The sequence below is a fragment of the Spirosoma aureum genome (genome assembly GCF_011604685.1).
In the GTDB taxonomy this organism is placed as follows: Bacteria; Bacteroidota; Bacteroidia; order Cytophagales; family Spirosomataceae; genus Spirosoma; species Spirosoma aureum.
The window spans coordinates 2,929,519-2,945,592 of the sequence record NZ_CP050063.1 but is presented as its reverse complement, the minus strand read 5'-3'; the positions used below and the strand labels follow the sequence as shown (position 1 = coordinate 2,945,592).

Annotated in this window: 14 protein-coding genes; 11 read left to right on the top strand and 3 right to left on the bottom strand. The window is 46.4% G+C overall.

What is annotated here, in order from left to right:
• The first annotated feature begins 1 nt into the window (after position 1).
• From G8759_RS11625 to G8759_RS11615, 3 genes are all read left to right on the top strand, one after another.
• Positions 2-460, top strand: a complete 459-nt coding sequence (locus G8759_RS11625) for a VOC family protein (RefSeq protein WP_167208094.1) — start codon at positions 2-4, stop codon at positions 458-460.
• Between the two features lie 316 nt (positions 461-776).
• Positions 777-2,381 (top strand): sensor histidine kinase, encoded by a 1,605-nt coding sequence (locus tag G8759_RS11620; protein ID WP_167208092.1) that lies wholly within the window; start codon positions 777-779, stop codon positions 2,379-2,381.
• Between the two features lie 147 nt (positions 2,382-2,528).
• Positions 2,529-3,743, top strand: coding sequence for a glycosyltransferase family 1 protein (locus G8759_RS11615; protein ID WP_167208090.1), 1,215 nt, complete (start codon positions 2,529-2,531; stop codon positions 3,741-3,743).
• Positions 3,744-3,786: 43 nt separating this feature from the next.
• Here G8759_RS11615 and G8759_RS11610 read toward each other — a convergent pair whose 3' ends face one another.
• Positions 3,787-5,463 carry an NFACT RNA binding domain-containing protein gene (locus G8759_RS11610; protein WP_167208088.1) on the bottom strand — a complete coding sequence of 559 codons (1,677 nt, stop codon included), beginning with the start codon at positions 5,461-5,463 and terminating at the stop codon, positions 3,787-3,789.
• Between the two features lie 311 nt (positions 5,464-5,774).
• On the opposite strand from G8759_RS11610, the gene G8759_RS11605 reads away from it, so the two are divergent.
• From G8759_RS11605 to G8759_RS11595, 3 genes are all read left to right on the top strand, one after another.
• Positions 5,775-9,065, top strand: a complete 3,291-nt coding sequence (locus tag G8759_RS11605) for a SusC/RagA family TonB-linked outer membrane protein (RefSeq protein WP_167208086.1) — start codon at positions 5,775-5,777, stop codon at positions 9,063-9,065.
• An 84-nt stretch (positions 9,066-9,149) separates the two neighbouring features.
• A complete protein-coding gene (locus G8759_RS11600) occupies positions 9,150-10,889 on the top strand; it encodes a RagB/SusD family nutrient uptake outer membrane protein (RefSeq protein ID WP_167208084.1) in 1,740 nt (579 codons plus the stop codon).
• Positions 10,890-11,002: 113 nt separating this feature from the next.
• On the top strand, positions 11,003-11,266 hold the full coding sequence (locus G8759_RS11595) for a hypothetical protein (protein ID WP_167208082.1): 264 nt from the start codon (positions 11,003-11,005) through the stop codon (positions 11,264-11,266).
• A 326-nt stretch (positions 11,267-11,592) separates the two neighbouring features.
• Here the strand turns inward: G8759_RS11595 and G8759_RS35675 are convergent, their stop codons facing one another.
• A complete protein-coding gene (locus G8759_RS35675) occupies positions 11,593-11,790 on the bottom strand; it encodes a hypothetical protein (protein ID WP_197933119.1) in 198 nt (65 codons plus the stop codon).
• Between the two features lie 144 nt (positions 11,791-11,934).
• On the opposite strand from G8759_RS35675, the gene G8759_RS11585 reads away from it, so the two are divergent.
• From G8759_RS11585 to G8759_RS11565, 5 genes are all read left to right on the top strand, one after another.
• The gene (locus tag G8759_RS11585) at positions 11,935-12,525 is read left to right on the top strand and encodes an RNA polymerase sigma factor (RefSeq protein ID WP_167208080.1); all 591 of its coding nucleotides are present in this window, start codon (positions 11,935-11,937) and stop codon (positions 12,523-12,525) included.
• A 62-nt stretch (positions 12,526-12,587) separates the two neighbouring features.
• On the top strand, positions 12,588-13,610 hold the full coding sequence (locus G8759_RS11580) for a S1C family serine protease (RefSeq protein ID WP_167208078.1): 1,023 nt from the start codon (positions 12,588-12,590) through the stop codon (positions 13,608-13,610).
• A gap of 64 nt (positions 13,611-13,674) precedes the next feature.
• On the top strand, positions 13,675-13,956 hold the full coding sequence (locus G8759_RS11575; protein WP_167208076.1) for a hypothetical protein: 282 nt from the start codon (positions 13,675-13,677) through the stop codon (positions 13,954-13,956).
• A gap of 151 nt (positions 13,957-14,107) precedes the next feature.
• The gene (locus G8759_RS11570) at positions 14,108-14,356 is read left to right on the top strand and encodes a MoaD/ThiS family protein (RefSeq protein ID WP_167208074.1); all 249 of its coding nucleotides are present in this window, start codon (positions 14,108-14,110) and stop codon (positions 14,354-14,356) included.
• Positions 14,357-14,421: 65 nt separating this feature from the next.
• A complete protein-coding gene (locus tag G8759_RS11565; RefSeq protein ID WP_162386365.1) occupies positions 14,422-14,832 on the top strand; it encodes a molybdenum cofactor biosynthesis protein MoaE in 411 nt (136 codons plus the stop codon).
• A gap of 67 nt (positions 14,833-14,899) precedes the next feature.
• On the opposite strand, the gene G8759_RS11560 is transcribed toward G8759_RS11565, so the two are convergent.
• A complete protein-coding gene (locus G8759_RS11560; RefSeq protein WP_167218889.1) occupies positions 14,900-16,033 on the bottom strand; it encodes an endonuclease/exonuclease/phosphatase family protein in 1,134 nt (377 codons plus the stop codon).
• Between the last annotated feature and the right edge of the window lie 41 nt (positions 16,034-16,074).

Sequence of the window (16,074 nt, the reverse complement as noted above, 5' to 3'; positions counted from 1 at the left end):
TATGAAAAAGCGACTTATTTTATTTCTATTGGTATGTATTGGCTTCACATCCGGTACACTTTTCGGCCAGGATAAACTTGGGATCATCCGGCACAATCACCTGGCTATTCACGTAAAAGATGTCGCGAAGAGTGCCCTCTTTTATCGCGATGTTATGGGCTTAAAACCAATTCCTGTTCCTGATAATCTGAAAGCGATCCGTGCCTGGTTCGATTTAGGTGATGGTCAGCAGATTCACCTCATGGACGGGCGAACGGAACAAATTACACACGACAAGAACGGAAGCCATTTTGCGTTATTTGTCGCGGACATTAGCAAGGCCGAACAATACCTGAAAGCCCAGAACATACCCTTTCACAAACAGGTGCGTTTCGATGGCGTGGTTCAGGTTTACTTTTCTGACCTTGATGGCTATTTGTTTGAACTGAATGAAGGTAAAAAATTGACACCAGGGTCCTGATCCGTTTGCTCCCTGCCCAAATACTGTCAATGATATACAATCATTATGCGTCAACGCATGGCTCGACAGAAACTTGGTTATTGGCAATTTCCATTCATTTATTTAACGGTATTTCTGCTAAATAGGGCGATTGGAGTCAAGTAACAACGCATTCATTATCAACACAATGCCCAAAACGCTCACGAAGAGTGCCAGGGCATTTTTTTTAGACCAACTAGTACGCATTTCTCCCAATTTTATTGTTTTTTTTATACCAAACTCATAAATCCTGAAGTTCTATAGATGCGTATCTATCCTTAACTATACCGTAACCTTCATGAATCACCTATCTTCTTTTAATGCAGCTCCTCCCGGATTTGTACTATCCACCGAAGAGCAGGCATTCCTCTGGCAACAGGTACTGGCTCATTCAATTAATGGATTAGTTGGTTTGATAGCCGTCCGTGAAGGTTCCGCTCCTGATGGGCCAATCATTAATTTTCAGTATCAATTTGCGAACCAGACTGCGCTGAAAGACACCTTTCCTGGTAGCCAGAGCGAAAAAACAGCTATTATAGGACGGCTATTGACGGATTTTTTTCCATCCGTCCGCGAAACAAAACTCTGGCAAACCTACCTCAAGGTGATCGAAACAGGCGAAGCGCACCGCATCGAACAGAATTACAAGATTGACGATCGGGAGGTCTGGGTAGTTCAATCAGCTGCTCCATTTGGTCGGGATGGTCTATTGCTTTCCTATACCGAAACGAGTGATTTACACCAGACTGCCCGTCGATTGGCCCGGCAAACTACGCTGCTCAATGGCGTTCTGAATTCATCGCCTAACGCCATTGTGGTGTTTGAAGCAGTTCGTAATGCTCAACAGGCAATCATTAATTTTAAGATTACACTCACCAATCGGCAATTTGACGAACTTGTCGGGCAGGCTGATATGCGCTTTACGGGCCTGTTATTAACCAATATCTATCCGCTTAAACCCCAGCGCATGGATCGATTGCGGCAAATGCTTAACACGGACGAAACGATTCGGATTGAAGAATTTGTGCCAGCATTGGGGCGATGGTTCGACGTTACGCTGAATCACCTCAACGATGGATTTGTGGCTACCGTGCAGGATATTACGACGGCCAAACAGATGCACCAGCAACTGGAGGTTACTGTTCAGGAACTCCACCGTTCTAATCATAACCTGGAGCAATTTGCCTACGTAGCTTCGCACGATTTGCAGGAGCCTTTACGTAAGATTGTTTCTTTTGGCGATGTACTGAATGATCAGTTCGCCCATGAATTGAGCGAATCAGCAGCTGATCTGATCCGGCGAATGCAGACATCGGCCGGGCGCATGCGATCATTGGTACAGGATTTACTGACTTTCTCCCGGTTGTCGGGCAATTCAACTACGTTTGGCTTAGTAGATCTCAATCATCTGGTTGCATCGGTGGCCGACGATCTTGAACTAACAATTTATGATCGAAAAGCCCAGTTGACGATCAATATCTTGCCAGCCGTTTGGGGTGATGCCTCTCTGCTTCGGCAATTATTCCAGAATTTATTAAGTAATGCACTTAAGTTTCAGAATAGCACTCCGACTGGCGGCCCGATACCTCCCCGAGTTAGTATTGGTGGTTACGTAGCCACCGAATCTGAGCTACCTGCTGCTCTATCCCAGTCGGATGTGTCGCAGGCAGGTCGTCGTTTTGCCGTACTGACTGTTTCCGACAATGGTATTGGATTTGACGAACGGTATCTGGATCGCATTTTCACTATTTTTCAACGGCTCCATGGACGGATGCAATATGCCGGAACAGGCATGGGTTTAGCGATTTGTAAAAAGGTAGTTGATATTCATGGTGGGCATATTACGGCAAAAAGCCAGGAAGGAAATGGCGCTACGTTCAGCATCTTCCTGCCTATGATGTAGGCTGCTGGAGCGACCAGGGGCCACTCCCTCAATTAATTATTTTTGCAATCAACATTTCATATACAGTCATGTTTTTTAAATTGGAGGAATACCGGTCTAATCAAGTTCTGATTGGACTATTCAATCAATTTTCTTCACAACCTGTTTATGGAAATTACGGACTCATCGCCTGATTCAACCAAGGCTATTAACCTATCTACCCGGCAGCTCAACCCGGCTACAGTAAATCACAGTGCCACTTCATTCCCAGTCGACGATGTCCAGGATCTGATCTGTTTCTCTCACCTCCGCTGGAATTTTGTGTATCAGCGGCCTCAGCATTTATTAAACCGGGCGACCAGAAATTACCGGGTCTGGTTTATTGAGGAACCGATTTGGGGAGACCAGTTGACACTTACCCGTTGCCATCAAACCGATCGTCTGACGGTTCTGGTGCCTCATTTACCCCACGGAACCAAGCCTGCCGAAGCAATTCGCTTACAACGACAATTGATCGATACGTTCATGGCGAATGAACGAATTAACAACTTCATAGCCTGGTATTACACACCGATGGCTCTTCTGTTCAGCGATCATCTTACACCCAGAATAACCGTCTACGACTGTATGGATGAGTTATCGGCATTTTGGGGAGCACCACCACAATTACTGGAAGAGGAGAAACGACTAATGGAGCGGGCTAATATTGTTTTTACTGGCGGACACAGCCTTTATGAAGCAAAGTGTACCCGACACCCACATGTATTTGCGTTTCCAAGCAGCATCGACTTTTCACATTTCTCGGTAGCTCGACAGCCACAGCCTGATCCTGCTGATCAACGTGTAATTCCCCAACCCCGTATTGGCTTTAGCGGTGTCATTGACGAACGGTTCGATTATGAGCTATTACGCGAACTCGCACAACGCCGACCACAGTGGCAGTTTATGCTGCTGGGCCCAATCGTCAAGATTAACCCAGCTATACTGCCCCGTACCTCCAATGTCCATTACCTGGGCATGAAGTCGTATAAAGACTTGCCCGCCTATTTCAGCAACTGGGATGTTGCTATGCTGCCATTTGCCCTCAACAACTCGACCCGGTTTATTAGTCCGACTAAAACTCCTGAATACCTGGCAGCTGGCTTACCAGTCGTATCAACACCCATCCGCGACGTTGTACGAACCTATGGTAATGCCGACTTTATCCAAATTGCCGATTCGGCATCAGCCTTCGAATCTGCTATCGAAACGGCCCTTACGGGTGGGCACCCAACAGATTGGACCGCCATTGACGAATTCCTCATGGAAAACTCCTGGGATCATACCTGGAGTGAAATGAACCGGCTTATTGTGGCCACAATGAGCCTCTCTGTAGAGCAATAGCGACGACCAGTACGTGAGCAATCCGGACTGCTCACGTACTGAATTATTCTTTAGGTACGACCAGAATACTAGATTCTTTCTCTACGATCACTTGCCCTTCAGCAAGCCCTTTTGGCTTACGAACGAATTTCTTAGGTGTCACAATAACCGGGCACAGGCTATCTGTTCGGCGTTTTGAGTACCATGCGGCCAATTCAGCGGCCCGCTCGATCACGTTTTTAGGAAATGGCTTACCAGCCTGATGTTTTATGATAACATGTGAGCCAGCCACATCGCGGGCATGAAGCCACAAATCGTCTTTGTAGGCGTATTTCTGCGTCAATAAATCGTTGTTCCTGGCATTGCGCCCAATCAGAATTCGGAAGTTATCCACTGTTACTTCCTTAAAAAGCTGGATGGTGCCATCCTCATTTATTCCCTTACCCGGTTGATCGCCCAATAGATTATGCTGTTTTGTATACCGGCGTAATTCTTTTAATGTCTGAATAGCTTCCAGATCGGCTTTTTGTTGATCAAGACGAATAATTTCTTCCTCACGAGCCGTTACCTGCGCTGTTAGGTAATCTGCCTCCAGTTTCTCGTTCTTGGCCTTTCTGTAATAATTTTCGGCATTCTTCTGCGGACTTAGATCGGGCTTCAGTCTGATTGTAATAGGTTGATCCCGGTAAAAATCGACCAACGTTACTGTCTCAGGCGACTTCGCTCCTGGGCCTTTCGGAATGTCGTGTAAATTAGCCATCAGGATATGCCCTATTTCTTCATGGCTTGCCCCCTCCTCCCGGTCAATCATTCGCTGAAGATTGACTTCAATGAGTGACTCAGCTCGTTTCCTCCTTTTTTCAAGTAACCGTAATAAATCCCCTTTTTCGCGCTCAAAGACGTTTAAGCCATTATAGGAGATAAAAAAGCGATTGGCAGCCTCTATGGAATCATCAAATTCACGCTGTATGTCGCCAATGGGCACCAGGCTAAGTGTCGGTCTATGATCTAGCCGGGTCAGATAGTAGCGGGGTTGTTCCAGCCTTTGTAATGTTTGCTGAATTATTTCCCACTCTTCATGCGGCCCTATCTTTTCTTCAAGCCCAGCTTTTTGCTGGGAAATCCACTCATTTACTACTCTGCCAAATGTCGGGAAGAGCTTTCGATACTCAAATCCTGCCTGAACAAATGCCTCCCAGGATTGATCGATAGGCCGGTCAAAGGCGTCGAGGACGAGTTGCTGATCTGAGGCCAGCTTTTGATTAAAGAGTTCAATAACTGCATTCCCGTGAAAGGCCAGCAAATTGGGGCGATTACCAAAAAACTTAAACAGCAACGTATATTGGTCTTCGAGCAAAATTGCCAGGCAACGTTCGTTCAGAAAAAAACGAACACCGACTACCGCTCGGCCGGGTCGATTGGCAGTAACTTCTTCGGCAACATTGCTGGCCAATTGATCCTGTTCATGTGCTCGCACAGGATTGATCACCTCCTCAAACAGGTCGATACTATTGGTACGGGCACGCTGCACTCGCTCCGGAAACAATAAACCCGAAAAGTCCGGGCGGAGCGTTGCCTTGATATAAAAGGGCTTGTAGTAATTCAGCCTCCCCTTCGCCTGAGCAAATACGAGCACGACTTCGTCGCGATCCTGACTAAAGCACTCGACAAACCGAAGTCCTGCTAATTGTAAGTCAAGAGCAGGTGCAAGCTGACGAAGAAAATAATAATTAGTATGCATAAGTTGACAAAGGTAAACCGTCAAAACAGCCGATCCTCGGCCTTGCAGCCACCTTTTGAAATATTTTATTAGATTTTTTAAAAATTCATTGATAGTGCATTATCTATACCAATTATATAGTAATTGATTGTTTTTCAGCTATTTGCAAAAACGCAATAAGTGATATTACCTAGAATTTGTACTTCGCGAAGGCAAATACGCTAAATTTTATTCTGATTCTACTTTGGAATATGATTAAACAGCTATAATATTTGTATGATTATTTTCTCTATAGAATTAGTACAACCCTTTAAACCAATTTTTGCCAACCTATGAAGTCAACACTTTACAGACTTCTGCATGCCTCAATTTTAGGTGCAGTCATGCTGCTGTGGAGCTTAAATGCTTCCGCTCAAGACCGTCGGGTGACGGGTAAAGTCACCGGCGCAGATGGACCAGTTCCAGGTGCCAACGTCGTTCTGAAAGGAACAACTACGGGTACCGCCACCGATGCAAATGGTGCTTACAGTTTGAATGTTCGGGGTGCTGCCCCGATAATCGTTATTTCCGCGATTGGTTTTAAAACGCAGGAGGTAACCGTGGGTAATCGCACGGCCGTAGACGTTACGCTTGAGGACGAATCCACCGCCCTGAGCGAAGTAGTAGTAACGGGTTATTCGACCGAAAATCGCCGGGATGTTACCGGTGCCGTTTCGACCGTAAAGCCAGCACAGCTTAAAGTCGTTCCCTCAACAAACGTTGAGCAACAGCTACAGGGTCGTGTTGCCGGGGTAACCGTTATCACAAACGGACAGCCTGGTACGACCAGCCAGGTACGGGTTCGGGGCTTTGGCTCCTTTGGTGGTAACCAGCCTTTATATGTTGTCGATGGTGTTCCTACCCAGACTTCTCAGTTCATTGCACCAGATGATATCGAAACAACCACCGTACTGAAAGATGCTGCTTCGGCTTCTATTTATGGAGCGCGTGCCGCGGCTGGGGTTATTGTTTTAACGACCAAGAAAGGTCAGCGCCGGGCGCAAAAACTAAGCGTTAGTTACGATGGATTATATGGTGTTACCGATCCAGGACACGGTCCCAAAATTTTGACTCCGCAAGAACAGGCCGATTGGACCTGGCAAGCTCGCAAAAATGATAATTTCCAGACCGGCACTCCAATCGGACCAGATAGCTTTACAGGTATAGCCAGTAATCAGTATGGCACAGGCCAGACGCCAGTTCTACCCGATTACATCCTGGTAGGCGGCCGGTCAGGCCTGGCTGCCAGTAGTGTTGATTTAGCTGCGGAAAAACTTAAGTACAATACTGACCCGGCCAACGGAGCTATTTACAATGTTATTGCTGCCAACAAGCAAGGTACCGACTGGTATAAGGAAATTACTCACGTAGCTCCACTGACCCGGCATACATTAGGCTTTTCGGGAGGCACCGAATCCAGCCGTTACTACATCAGCGTTGGTGTGCAACAGCAGTCAGGGATCATCACCTATAACAATTTCTCTCGTTACAACTTCCGGGCAAATACGGAATTCGACATCACGAAGAAATTACGTTTTGGTGAAAACATTCAGTTTGCCTATGTCTCGGCAACGGGTCTACAAGGTGGCACAGGGGGAACACTTGGGAACAATACCAACAACAACTCGAGTGTATCGTCTGATGAAAATGACATTCTGTTAGCTTTCCGGATGCCGCCAATCATTCCAGTTTATAACGCGTTTGGCGGTTATGCAGGCACGGCCGCTCCTGGTTTCAACAATGCACGGAACCCGGTAGCTAACCGCATTGCAGCTGCTGATAACAAAAATTTCACGGTGTTTGGCTTTGGTAATGCTTACTTAGAGTACGATGTTATTCCAGCATTAACGCTCCGCAGTAGCATCGGTGGCACGTACTTCAGTAATTACAACAATAACTACTCGCGGGCCCAGTACGAAAACTCCGAGAACAATACGAACTATACCTATAGCGAAGGTTCGAACGTTGGCTTAGCCTGGACGTTTACCAATACGGCCTCTTACAAGCAAAAATTCGGCATTCACGAGGTTGGTGCATTAGTAGGTATCGAAGCGCTGAATACCGGAAAAGGCCGGGGTGTTAGTGGATCGGGTCTCAACCCGTTCACCACTGATCCAAACTACGTAACGATCAGTACAACAACTCCAGGAGCTACGCGCCAGGTTGGTAGTTATTATAGCTTAGGCAACAATTTCTACTCGCTGTTTGGCCAAGTCAAGTATACCTACAATGATAAATACATTGTAACTGGAGTTGTTCGTCGTGATGGTTCGTCGCAGTTTGGTGCCAACAATCGGTATGGGGTCTTCCCAGCGGCTTCGGTAGCATGGCGGCTTTCGTCGGAGGATTTCATGAAAAACCTTCCCTGGGTATCCGATCTGAAAATTCGGGGTGGTTATGGATTGATGGGTAACTCAAATTACCTGAGCTCTACAAACCAGTATAACCTCTTTGCCTCTAACGCAGGTAATGGTTATGACATTGGCGGTGCCAATACATCAATCTCCCCTGGTTTCTACCGGAGCCAGATTGGTAATGCCAATGCGAAATGGGAAACCAGCGTCACATCTAACATCGGTATCGATGGATCGTTTTTCAACAATAAATTAGAAGTTGTACTCGATTTATGGCAAAAAGATACCAAGGATCTGCTTTATCCGCTGGCTCTGCCTGGTGTAGTAGGTGTACGTGCCAATGCTCCTTATGTTAACGTTGCCAGTATGCGTAACAAAGGGATTGACCTCTTAATTACGACACGTGGCAATATTACCGGCGACCTGAACTATGAGGTTACTGCCATCGGTAGTATTCTGGACAACAAAATCACGGCTATTGCTCCATCGGTTCCCTATTTTACGGGGGGTGGTACACGCCTGGGTACGCCTGTTGTTCGGAATGAGCCTGGTCATGATCTGTCTTCGTTCTATGGCTATAAAGTTATTGGCTTGTTCAATAGCAAAGAGGAAGTTGCCGCTGCTCCAACACAAGATGGTAAAGCTCCAGGCCGTTTCCGCTACGCCGATACAAATAACGATGGTAAGATTGACGACAACGACCGGCAGTATCTGGGTAGCCCGATTCCTAAATTTACAGGTAGTTTAACGCTGACGCTGAAATACAAAGGATTCGATCTGAACACAAACCTGTATGCATCGTTGGGCAATAAGATTTTTAATAACCAACGCTGGTTTACCGATTTCTATCCTTCGTTTACGGGAGCTGCGGTTAGCGCTCGGGTGAAAGATTCGTGGCTGCCAACACACACAGATACGAGTGTCCCCATTTTCGAAAACACATCGAACTTCAGCACGAATACACAGGCCAATTCTTACTACGTGGAAAATGGCTCGTATGGCCGTATGCAATACCTGAATATCGGTTATACGTTCCCAGCTGTTTTGCTGAACAAGATCAAGTTTAGCCGGTTGCGTGTTTCGGCTTCGGCTACCAATTTGTTCACCATCACGAAATACGCGGGCTTAGACCCAGCCGTAGGTGGATCAGCCGATACAAACTTTGGTATTGATGTTGGTAACTATCCTGTCACGCGTGGCTACAACGTTGGCTTGAGCTTTGGTTTCTAAACGACTTTGGTAAGAAATGGGGAGGTTAACTGACATCTGATAATCTCCCCATCTACAAATCTAACTTTTCAGGTACATTTCACTATGAAAAATCCTATTACAAAAGGAACCATAGCCACAGCAGTGCTCATGTTGGCTACGTTTTCTTGCAAAGAAAAATTCTTAGAAGTGCCGGCCACTGGCCAGTTGGCCAGTACCCAGTTAACGTCCAAAGCGGGTTTTGAAGGACTGTTGCTCTCTACTTATGCACAGTTAAACGCTCGGGGCTTTAGCCAGTCGGCCAGCTCCTATAACTGGGTTCGGGGTAGTATCTCAGGTGGAGATGCCAACAAAGGCTCAAACTCGGGCGATTTTAACGCACTAACTCCCTACGGAACGTACCAGCTCCTTGCTTCCAGCGGTGAAGTAAATGCGAAATGGAACGCTATGTATGAAGGTGTAAGCCGTGCGAACATCGTACTTCGGTCTCTGCCTTCGGCTGGGACAGATGTAACAGCTACCGATAAAACACGGCTCACCGGTGAAGCCCGTTTTCTGCGGGGTCACTATTATTTTGAATTGAAGCGAGCTTTCAACATGGTTCCCTACGTCGACGAAACAGTTGATTATGGAACAGGTATCGATCAGGTTAAGAACGATGTTGATATCTGGCCTAAGCTTGAAGCTGATTTCAAATTCGCGTATGACAATTTGCCCGAAACACAGACCGCAGCTGGTCGTGCCAATAAATGGGCAGCTGCTTCGTACCTGGCGAAAACATATTTATATCAAAAGAAATATGCGGAAGCCAAAGCGCTGTTTGATCTGATTATTGCCAATGGTCAAACAACCAATGGAAAAAAATATGGTCTGGTACCTCAGTATGCTCAGGTCTTCAATGCAGCAAATGATAACAATGAAGAATCGATCTTTGCCACTCAGGCTGCAGCTAACACAGGTAGCTCCGACAATGCTAACCCCGATCTGGTTCTGAACTTCCCGTACAACACGGGTTCTAATGGTCCTGCTGGTTGCTGTGGTTTCTTTGCACCTAGTTTCGAGCTAGGTAATTCTTTCCGGGTAGATGCCAAAGGGCTTCCTTTGCTGGACGGTTCCTATAATACAGGAGCTAACCAATTGAAAACAGATCAGGGGCTTGCCTCAAGTGCTCCTTTCACACCAGACGCAGGTACGGTTGATCCACGTTTAGACTGGTCAATTGGACGTCGTGGTATTCCTTATCTTGACTGGATGGTTCACCCAGGCCTTGACTGGATTCGTGATCAGAGCTTTGCCGGTCCTTATTCTCCTAAAAAGTTCGTCTTCTACAAATCGCAGGATAAAACCCTTACCGATGGTAGCTCCTGGACAGATGGCTATTCAGCAATTAACTACTGCATTATCCGTTATGCCGACGTACTGCTGATGGCGGCTGAAGCCGAAGTCGAAGTAGGTAGCTTAGAAACAGCCCGTAAATATGTTAACCAGGTTCGTACGCGGGCAGCCAATGCCGACGGTTTTGTTAAAGGTGCAGATGGTAAGCCAGCGGCCAATTATTTGATCGCTAACTATACGACTCCCTTTGCCGATAAGGCAGCAGCTCGCACCGCCGTTCAGTTTGAGCGCAAGCTAGAATTATCAGGTGAAGGCCACCGTTTCTATGACCTTGTTCGCTGGGGCATCGCTGCTACTGCTCTTAACGCATTCCTAGCATATGAAGGCGCAAGGTTGACAGTGGCTTATGGTGGCGGAAAATTCACCGCTGGTAAAGATGAGTACATGCCTATTCCACAAACTCAGGTTGACTATCAGAAAGGCATTCTAAAACAGAATCCTGGCTACTAATCGTAGTGTTATGCAGTCATAAACAAAAAGACCCGCTGCAAGGCGGGTCTTTTTGTTTATGAACATTTCAGATGCCAGTCAGTTTTTAGATTACTCAACAAAAGACTAAAATCATGGCTAACAACAAAACCACAAACCAACCAGGCTCCAATAATTTGCAGCCAAATGATGGTCGGACCCGTAATCAGAATGCTCACGATACCGGAGGTCAACGTCCTAATGGCGAGCGCACGATGATCAATGCCAATAAAAGCAAACAAGGGCCCGAAGACGAGCATAACGTTGAGGGTAAGACTAAGAGCGAATTAGCTGAAGAACGAGGAGGGCATGGCCACTCCGGGCATAGCGATAGTCGAAATGGAAGCCGGAAGCATTAACGAATTTGAGACTGAATGGTGACTGCTTGTCGGTCACCATTCGTCATACTAGACCTTAGCCAGTAGTATGGCAGAAAAAGCTTTACCTGAAGAAATGTAGATTGGACAGCTACAAAAATAGGCTCCGGTTGATTGACGTTCTTTATTGGCAATATTCGGTACGATTTATGCGTGAGCACTACATGTGAGCCATTCTTTACCGCGAACGTCTTTTACTTTATTCTTGTAATGTATATAAAAAAGAAGAAGCCCTTCGACTATCGAGGGGCTTCCAAGCGTTTATAGCGTTGTCGGTATTATTACCGGCAGTTGTGCCTTAGCAAAAATTACTTCGCGCTATCCGACGACATGGTCGAAGCCGAATCGCCAGCCATCGTCGAGTCCGTAGCGGTCGTCGAGTCAGACATCATGGTCGAAGTAGAATCGGTCGAAGTCGTCTCAGTTTCAGTCTTTTTCGAGCTGCAAGAGGTTGCAAGGGCGATCATAGCCATGAAAAAGAAGGCAGATTTCGTGAATGCTTTCATAGTTTTGGGGCGTTTTTGTTTACGTGTGATTACTGTAACAATGTCAACGTTAATACGCCATTGGAAAAAAGGTAACCCAATTTTTTTTAACTTTTTTTTGGGTTACGTTCGGAATGATTTTGTATTAAGTAATGAAGCAATGCAATGAAGGAAAGTAGGCGGCCCGTATTAACCGACGATGAATTGCTGGCGGGCCTGGCCACTGGTTCCGACGATGTGCTGAACCAATTGTATCGACGGTATTTTCCGATGGTATTACATTTCGTCACCAGCAATAGCGGTAGCGAAGATGATGCTAAAGACATTTATCAGGAAACCATCGTCGTACTATACGAAAAAGCACAGAGTGGTACGCTGGAGTTGCATTGCCAACTAAAGACATACTTGTATTCTGTTGGTCGTCGTCTTTGGCTGAAGCAGTTGACGCAACGTAATCGATTCATGGTACGCGATATAGAAACGCCTGCCGCTGATGATTTTGCGGGGCAGCAAATCGACGCTGATTTAACTGAACACGAAGAGCGGGATCGGCAATTCGATTTAATGGCTGATTCGCTCGACCGACTTGGCGAACCCTGCCGCACACTGCTGGAAGATTTTTATATCCGGCACCTGAGTATGCAGGCTATAACCGACAAGTTTGGCTATACGAATCCTGACAACGCAAAAACGCAGAAGTATAAATGCCTGATGCGGCTTAAGCGATTGTTTTTTTCCGAGTACAAACAAAGCTAAGGGTGCTTCGGCACCTCTGCCAACCGTTATACTTAACTGACTGTAAAGTCTGCACAACAACAATGGAGACTAATGACGAAAAAGACATTGAAGGCACATTGCGGGCGTATGGCGAACGAGTTCGGCTTCAGCAAAAGCTGACAGCCATTCACAGCAAACTGGATATGGATGCCGTACGTGAAGAAGTTGGTCTATACCAGGCTGAAGCACAGCAGTCAGGTCAGATTCGTTCGCTCTGGCGTACATACCGTACGACACTGGCCGTTGCGGCTTCTGTTGCCGTTATTACAACATTCGGATCAATTTTTCTATACCGATCCTATCAGCAGGGCCATCGACAGCAGGAACAGCAATACAGCTTATTAAGTAAGGAGATTCAGGCCGTTAAATCATCGCAGCGCAAATTACTGAGCGATCTTAACGGCCGAGGCCGCGCCCTCTCGGTTAATCCGGCCCAGGTTTCAGGGTCAGGATTTATGCTGACAGCCGATGGCTATATGGTTACCAATAACCACATTATCCGGGATGCTGATTCGGTGTACGTACAAAGCCCAACCGGAGAAGTCTATAAAGCGCGTGTTGTTCATGCCGATCAAACATACGATCTGGCATTTCTACAACTCTGCGACGACAGTGCGTTCCGGGCGCTCACGCCAGTTCCCTACAGTTTCGATGCACACCAGTCAGATCTGGGCGAGCGGGTCTACACACTTGGCTATCCTCGCGAAGAGATTGTCTATGGAGAGGGTTATCTTAGCTCTGGGACTGGCTACCGGGGCGATTCGACGGCCTATCAGGTAGCTATTGGCGTTAACCCAGGAAACTCGGGTGGACCCCTGCTGGACGAAAAAGGCAATGTGATCGGTATTATCAGCGGTAAGCAAACAACATCGGAAGGAGTTAGCTTTGCGGTAAAAACCAATTATCTTCTTAAAGCCTTGAATAACATACCGGTCGACTCACTAAAGGGTCTGCCTTTACGACTGAACCGGAAAAATACCCTTGCCAGGCTGCCGCGCAAACTGCAGATTAAACGGATGCAGGCTTACGTTTATCAGGTAAAAGTTTTCAAGCATAAAGACTAACTCATTAAACAATTGAACTCGTTGGGCGGTTGTACAAGCGTAAATTCGCAAACACTCAATGACTATGAAAAAGTTAATGACGTTGGCCGCAGCGCTGGTCTTTACTCTGTCTGTTGCCTTGGCCCAGGATACCAAAGAGAAAGCTAAAGAAACAGCCAAGCAGGCTGGTCAAACCGTTGACGCAGCTGCCGATAAAGCTGGCCGTGAGACAAAAAAAGCAGGGCGAAAAGTATCGAGGGCCGCTAAAAATACGAAAGAAGACGTAAAAGACGGAACGAATAAAGCGCTCGACAAAACCGATAAAAAGTTAAAAAAGGCTGAGCGCAAGCTAGATAAGTCCAATTAATCAGCAATTTCCCTAACTCTCCTAATAAAAATGGTGACATTACCTTCGGGTGGTGTCACCATTTTTATTGGTTACGAGAAACTTCATTAAACGATTATTATGTTACCAGCATACAATTGTTTGCTGTTCCTTTAAAGCGTTATTTTGACTAATGAACACCCCTATTTCAGTACTTCTGTTTGGTATAACCCGTGACCTGACCGGCCAGTCGGCAGTTTCAGTGCCGGTTGGTGAAGGAGCCCGTGTGAGTGATCTGCTGGCCCAACTCTATCAAGACTATCCTGACTTGTCGGGTATTCGATCATTGTTGGTAGCAGTTAATGGCGAATATGCCGAAACAGATCAGTTACTCACCAGCAAAGATGAAATTGCCCTTATTCCGCCCGTTAGCGGAGGATAAATCCGCTTAAACTTTCAGCTTATCAAAGCTGCCACAGTAGACCGCTAACGATCAACTAACCTGCAATGATTTCACTTGTCACGAATCCTATTGATGTTGCTTCGGCTCTAAGCTACCTACAAACCGATCAGGCTGGAGCACTTGACTTATTTCTGGGTGTTGTGCGCGATAATACACAGGAGCGCCCGGTTGATCGGCTCGAATATGAAGCCTACGACCGTATGGCGATCATGGAGATGCAGAAAATTGCGGATGAAGCCCACCGTCGCTGGCCAATCCTCCGTTATACGATTATTCATCGAAAAGGCACATTACTCACGGGCGAAATAGCCGTACTTATTGGCGTAGCTACTGCTCATCGCGCTGATGCCTTTGAGGCATGTCGGTACATAATCGATACGATAAAACAAACTGTACCGATCTGGAAGAAAGAAGTTTTTACAGACGGCGAAGTGTGGGTAAATGCCCATCCGTAGGTGATGAGCCCGAATTTCCCTGATTACGAAAAGCAGTCCTGAATTTTCTAATTACTAAACGAGTAATTTATTTCTTTGCTGCCCGACCTAACAGATACGTACCTACAATCGGATAATGATCGGAGTACGCGATATAATTGATTGTCTCGAAATCCAGTAGTGATAATTTAGGATCATGAAATTGGTGATCGATGCGTATGAAACCGGGTAAGCGGTTATACGTGAAGCCAAAACCACGACCAGCGTCCTCAAAACTATTTGGCAACAACCGTCGGAGCCGTTCATACACAACACTATAAGGCGTATCGTTATGGTCACCCGTGACGATTACCGGAAATTCGCTCTCGCGGATATGCCGCTCAACCCGTTGAACCTGTTGCCCTCGTTCAATAAATCCGAACCGCAAGGCACTCAATACTCCTCTTGTTTCGTGGCGAACACCGGTAAGTTTTTCCTGATCCAATACTTTACCGACCCGGATACCCATCGATTGTAAATGTACATTGATGATCCGGATCGTATCATTGCCAACTTTTATATTAGCCCAAACCAGCCCGTTGCCCCGGCTAAATACTTCCCGACCAGAATGAAGAATCGGGTAAATAGAAAAGATCGCTACGCCAACACCACCATCAGCCGTTTCAGCCACTTCGGGGTGTAAGAAAGCTGAATATCCATAACCCTTCTGACGGAATCGGCGAACAACATCATAGTCTGCCACAGCGGTGGATGTGTAAAATTCCTGAAAACATTTTACGGGTGCATCGTAGCGCAACGCATAATTCATGATCCGACGAACTCTGGGCGAACTATGGTTCCGTTCCCATGCATTATCCAGTCCAAATGATTGAACATTATAGCTAAATACTTTTAGTGGCGTGTTGGTACTCACCAACTTACCCGGCGAATTCCAGACAAACGTACGCTGACCAAACAGGACGATACCAACAATAAGGACGAGGCCCGACAGCCAGCTTCGCCAGGGACGTATAGTAAGCCAGATCAGGACACATACGAGATTGAAAATCCACACAACCGGGATCGAAATCATAACCATTCCCGCCGACCAGTGCTGGATCGGCAGCGCATACAAAAGCCAGTAGCTTAATAGCGTATATAAAGCAAGGAGTAAATTCAGCGACCAGAATAAAGATCGAAAGAAAAAAGTAATGAACCGACTAACTTGAGCACCTACCGCCATAGCATCATTGAGCAGCCAAAAATTCGTTTTCGGGCTAAAAT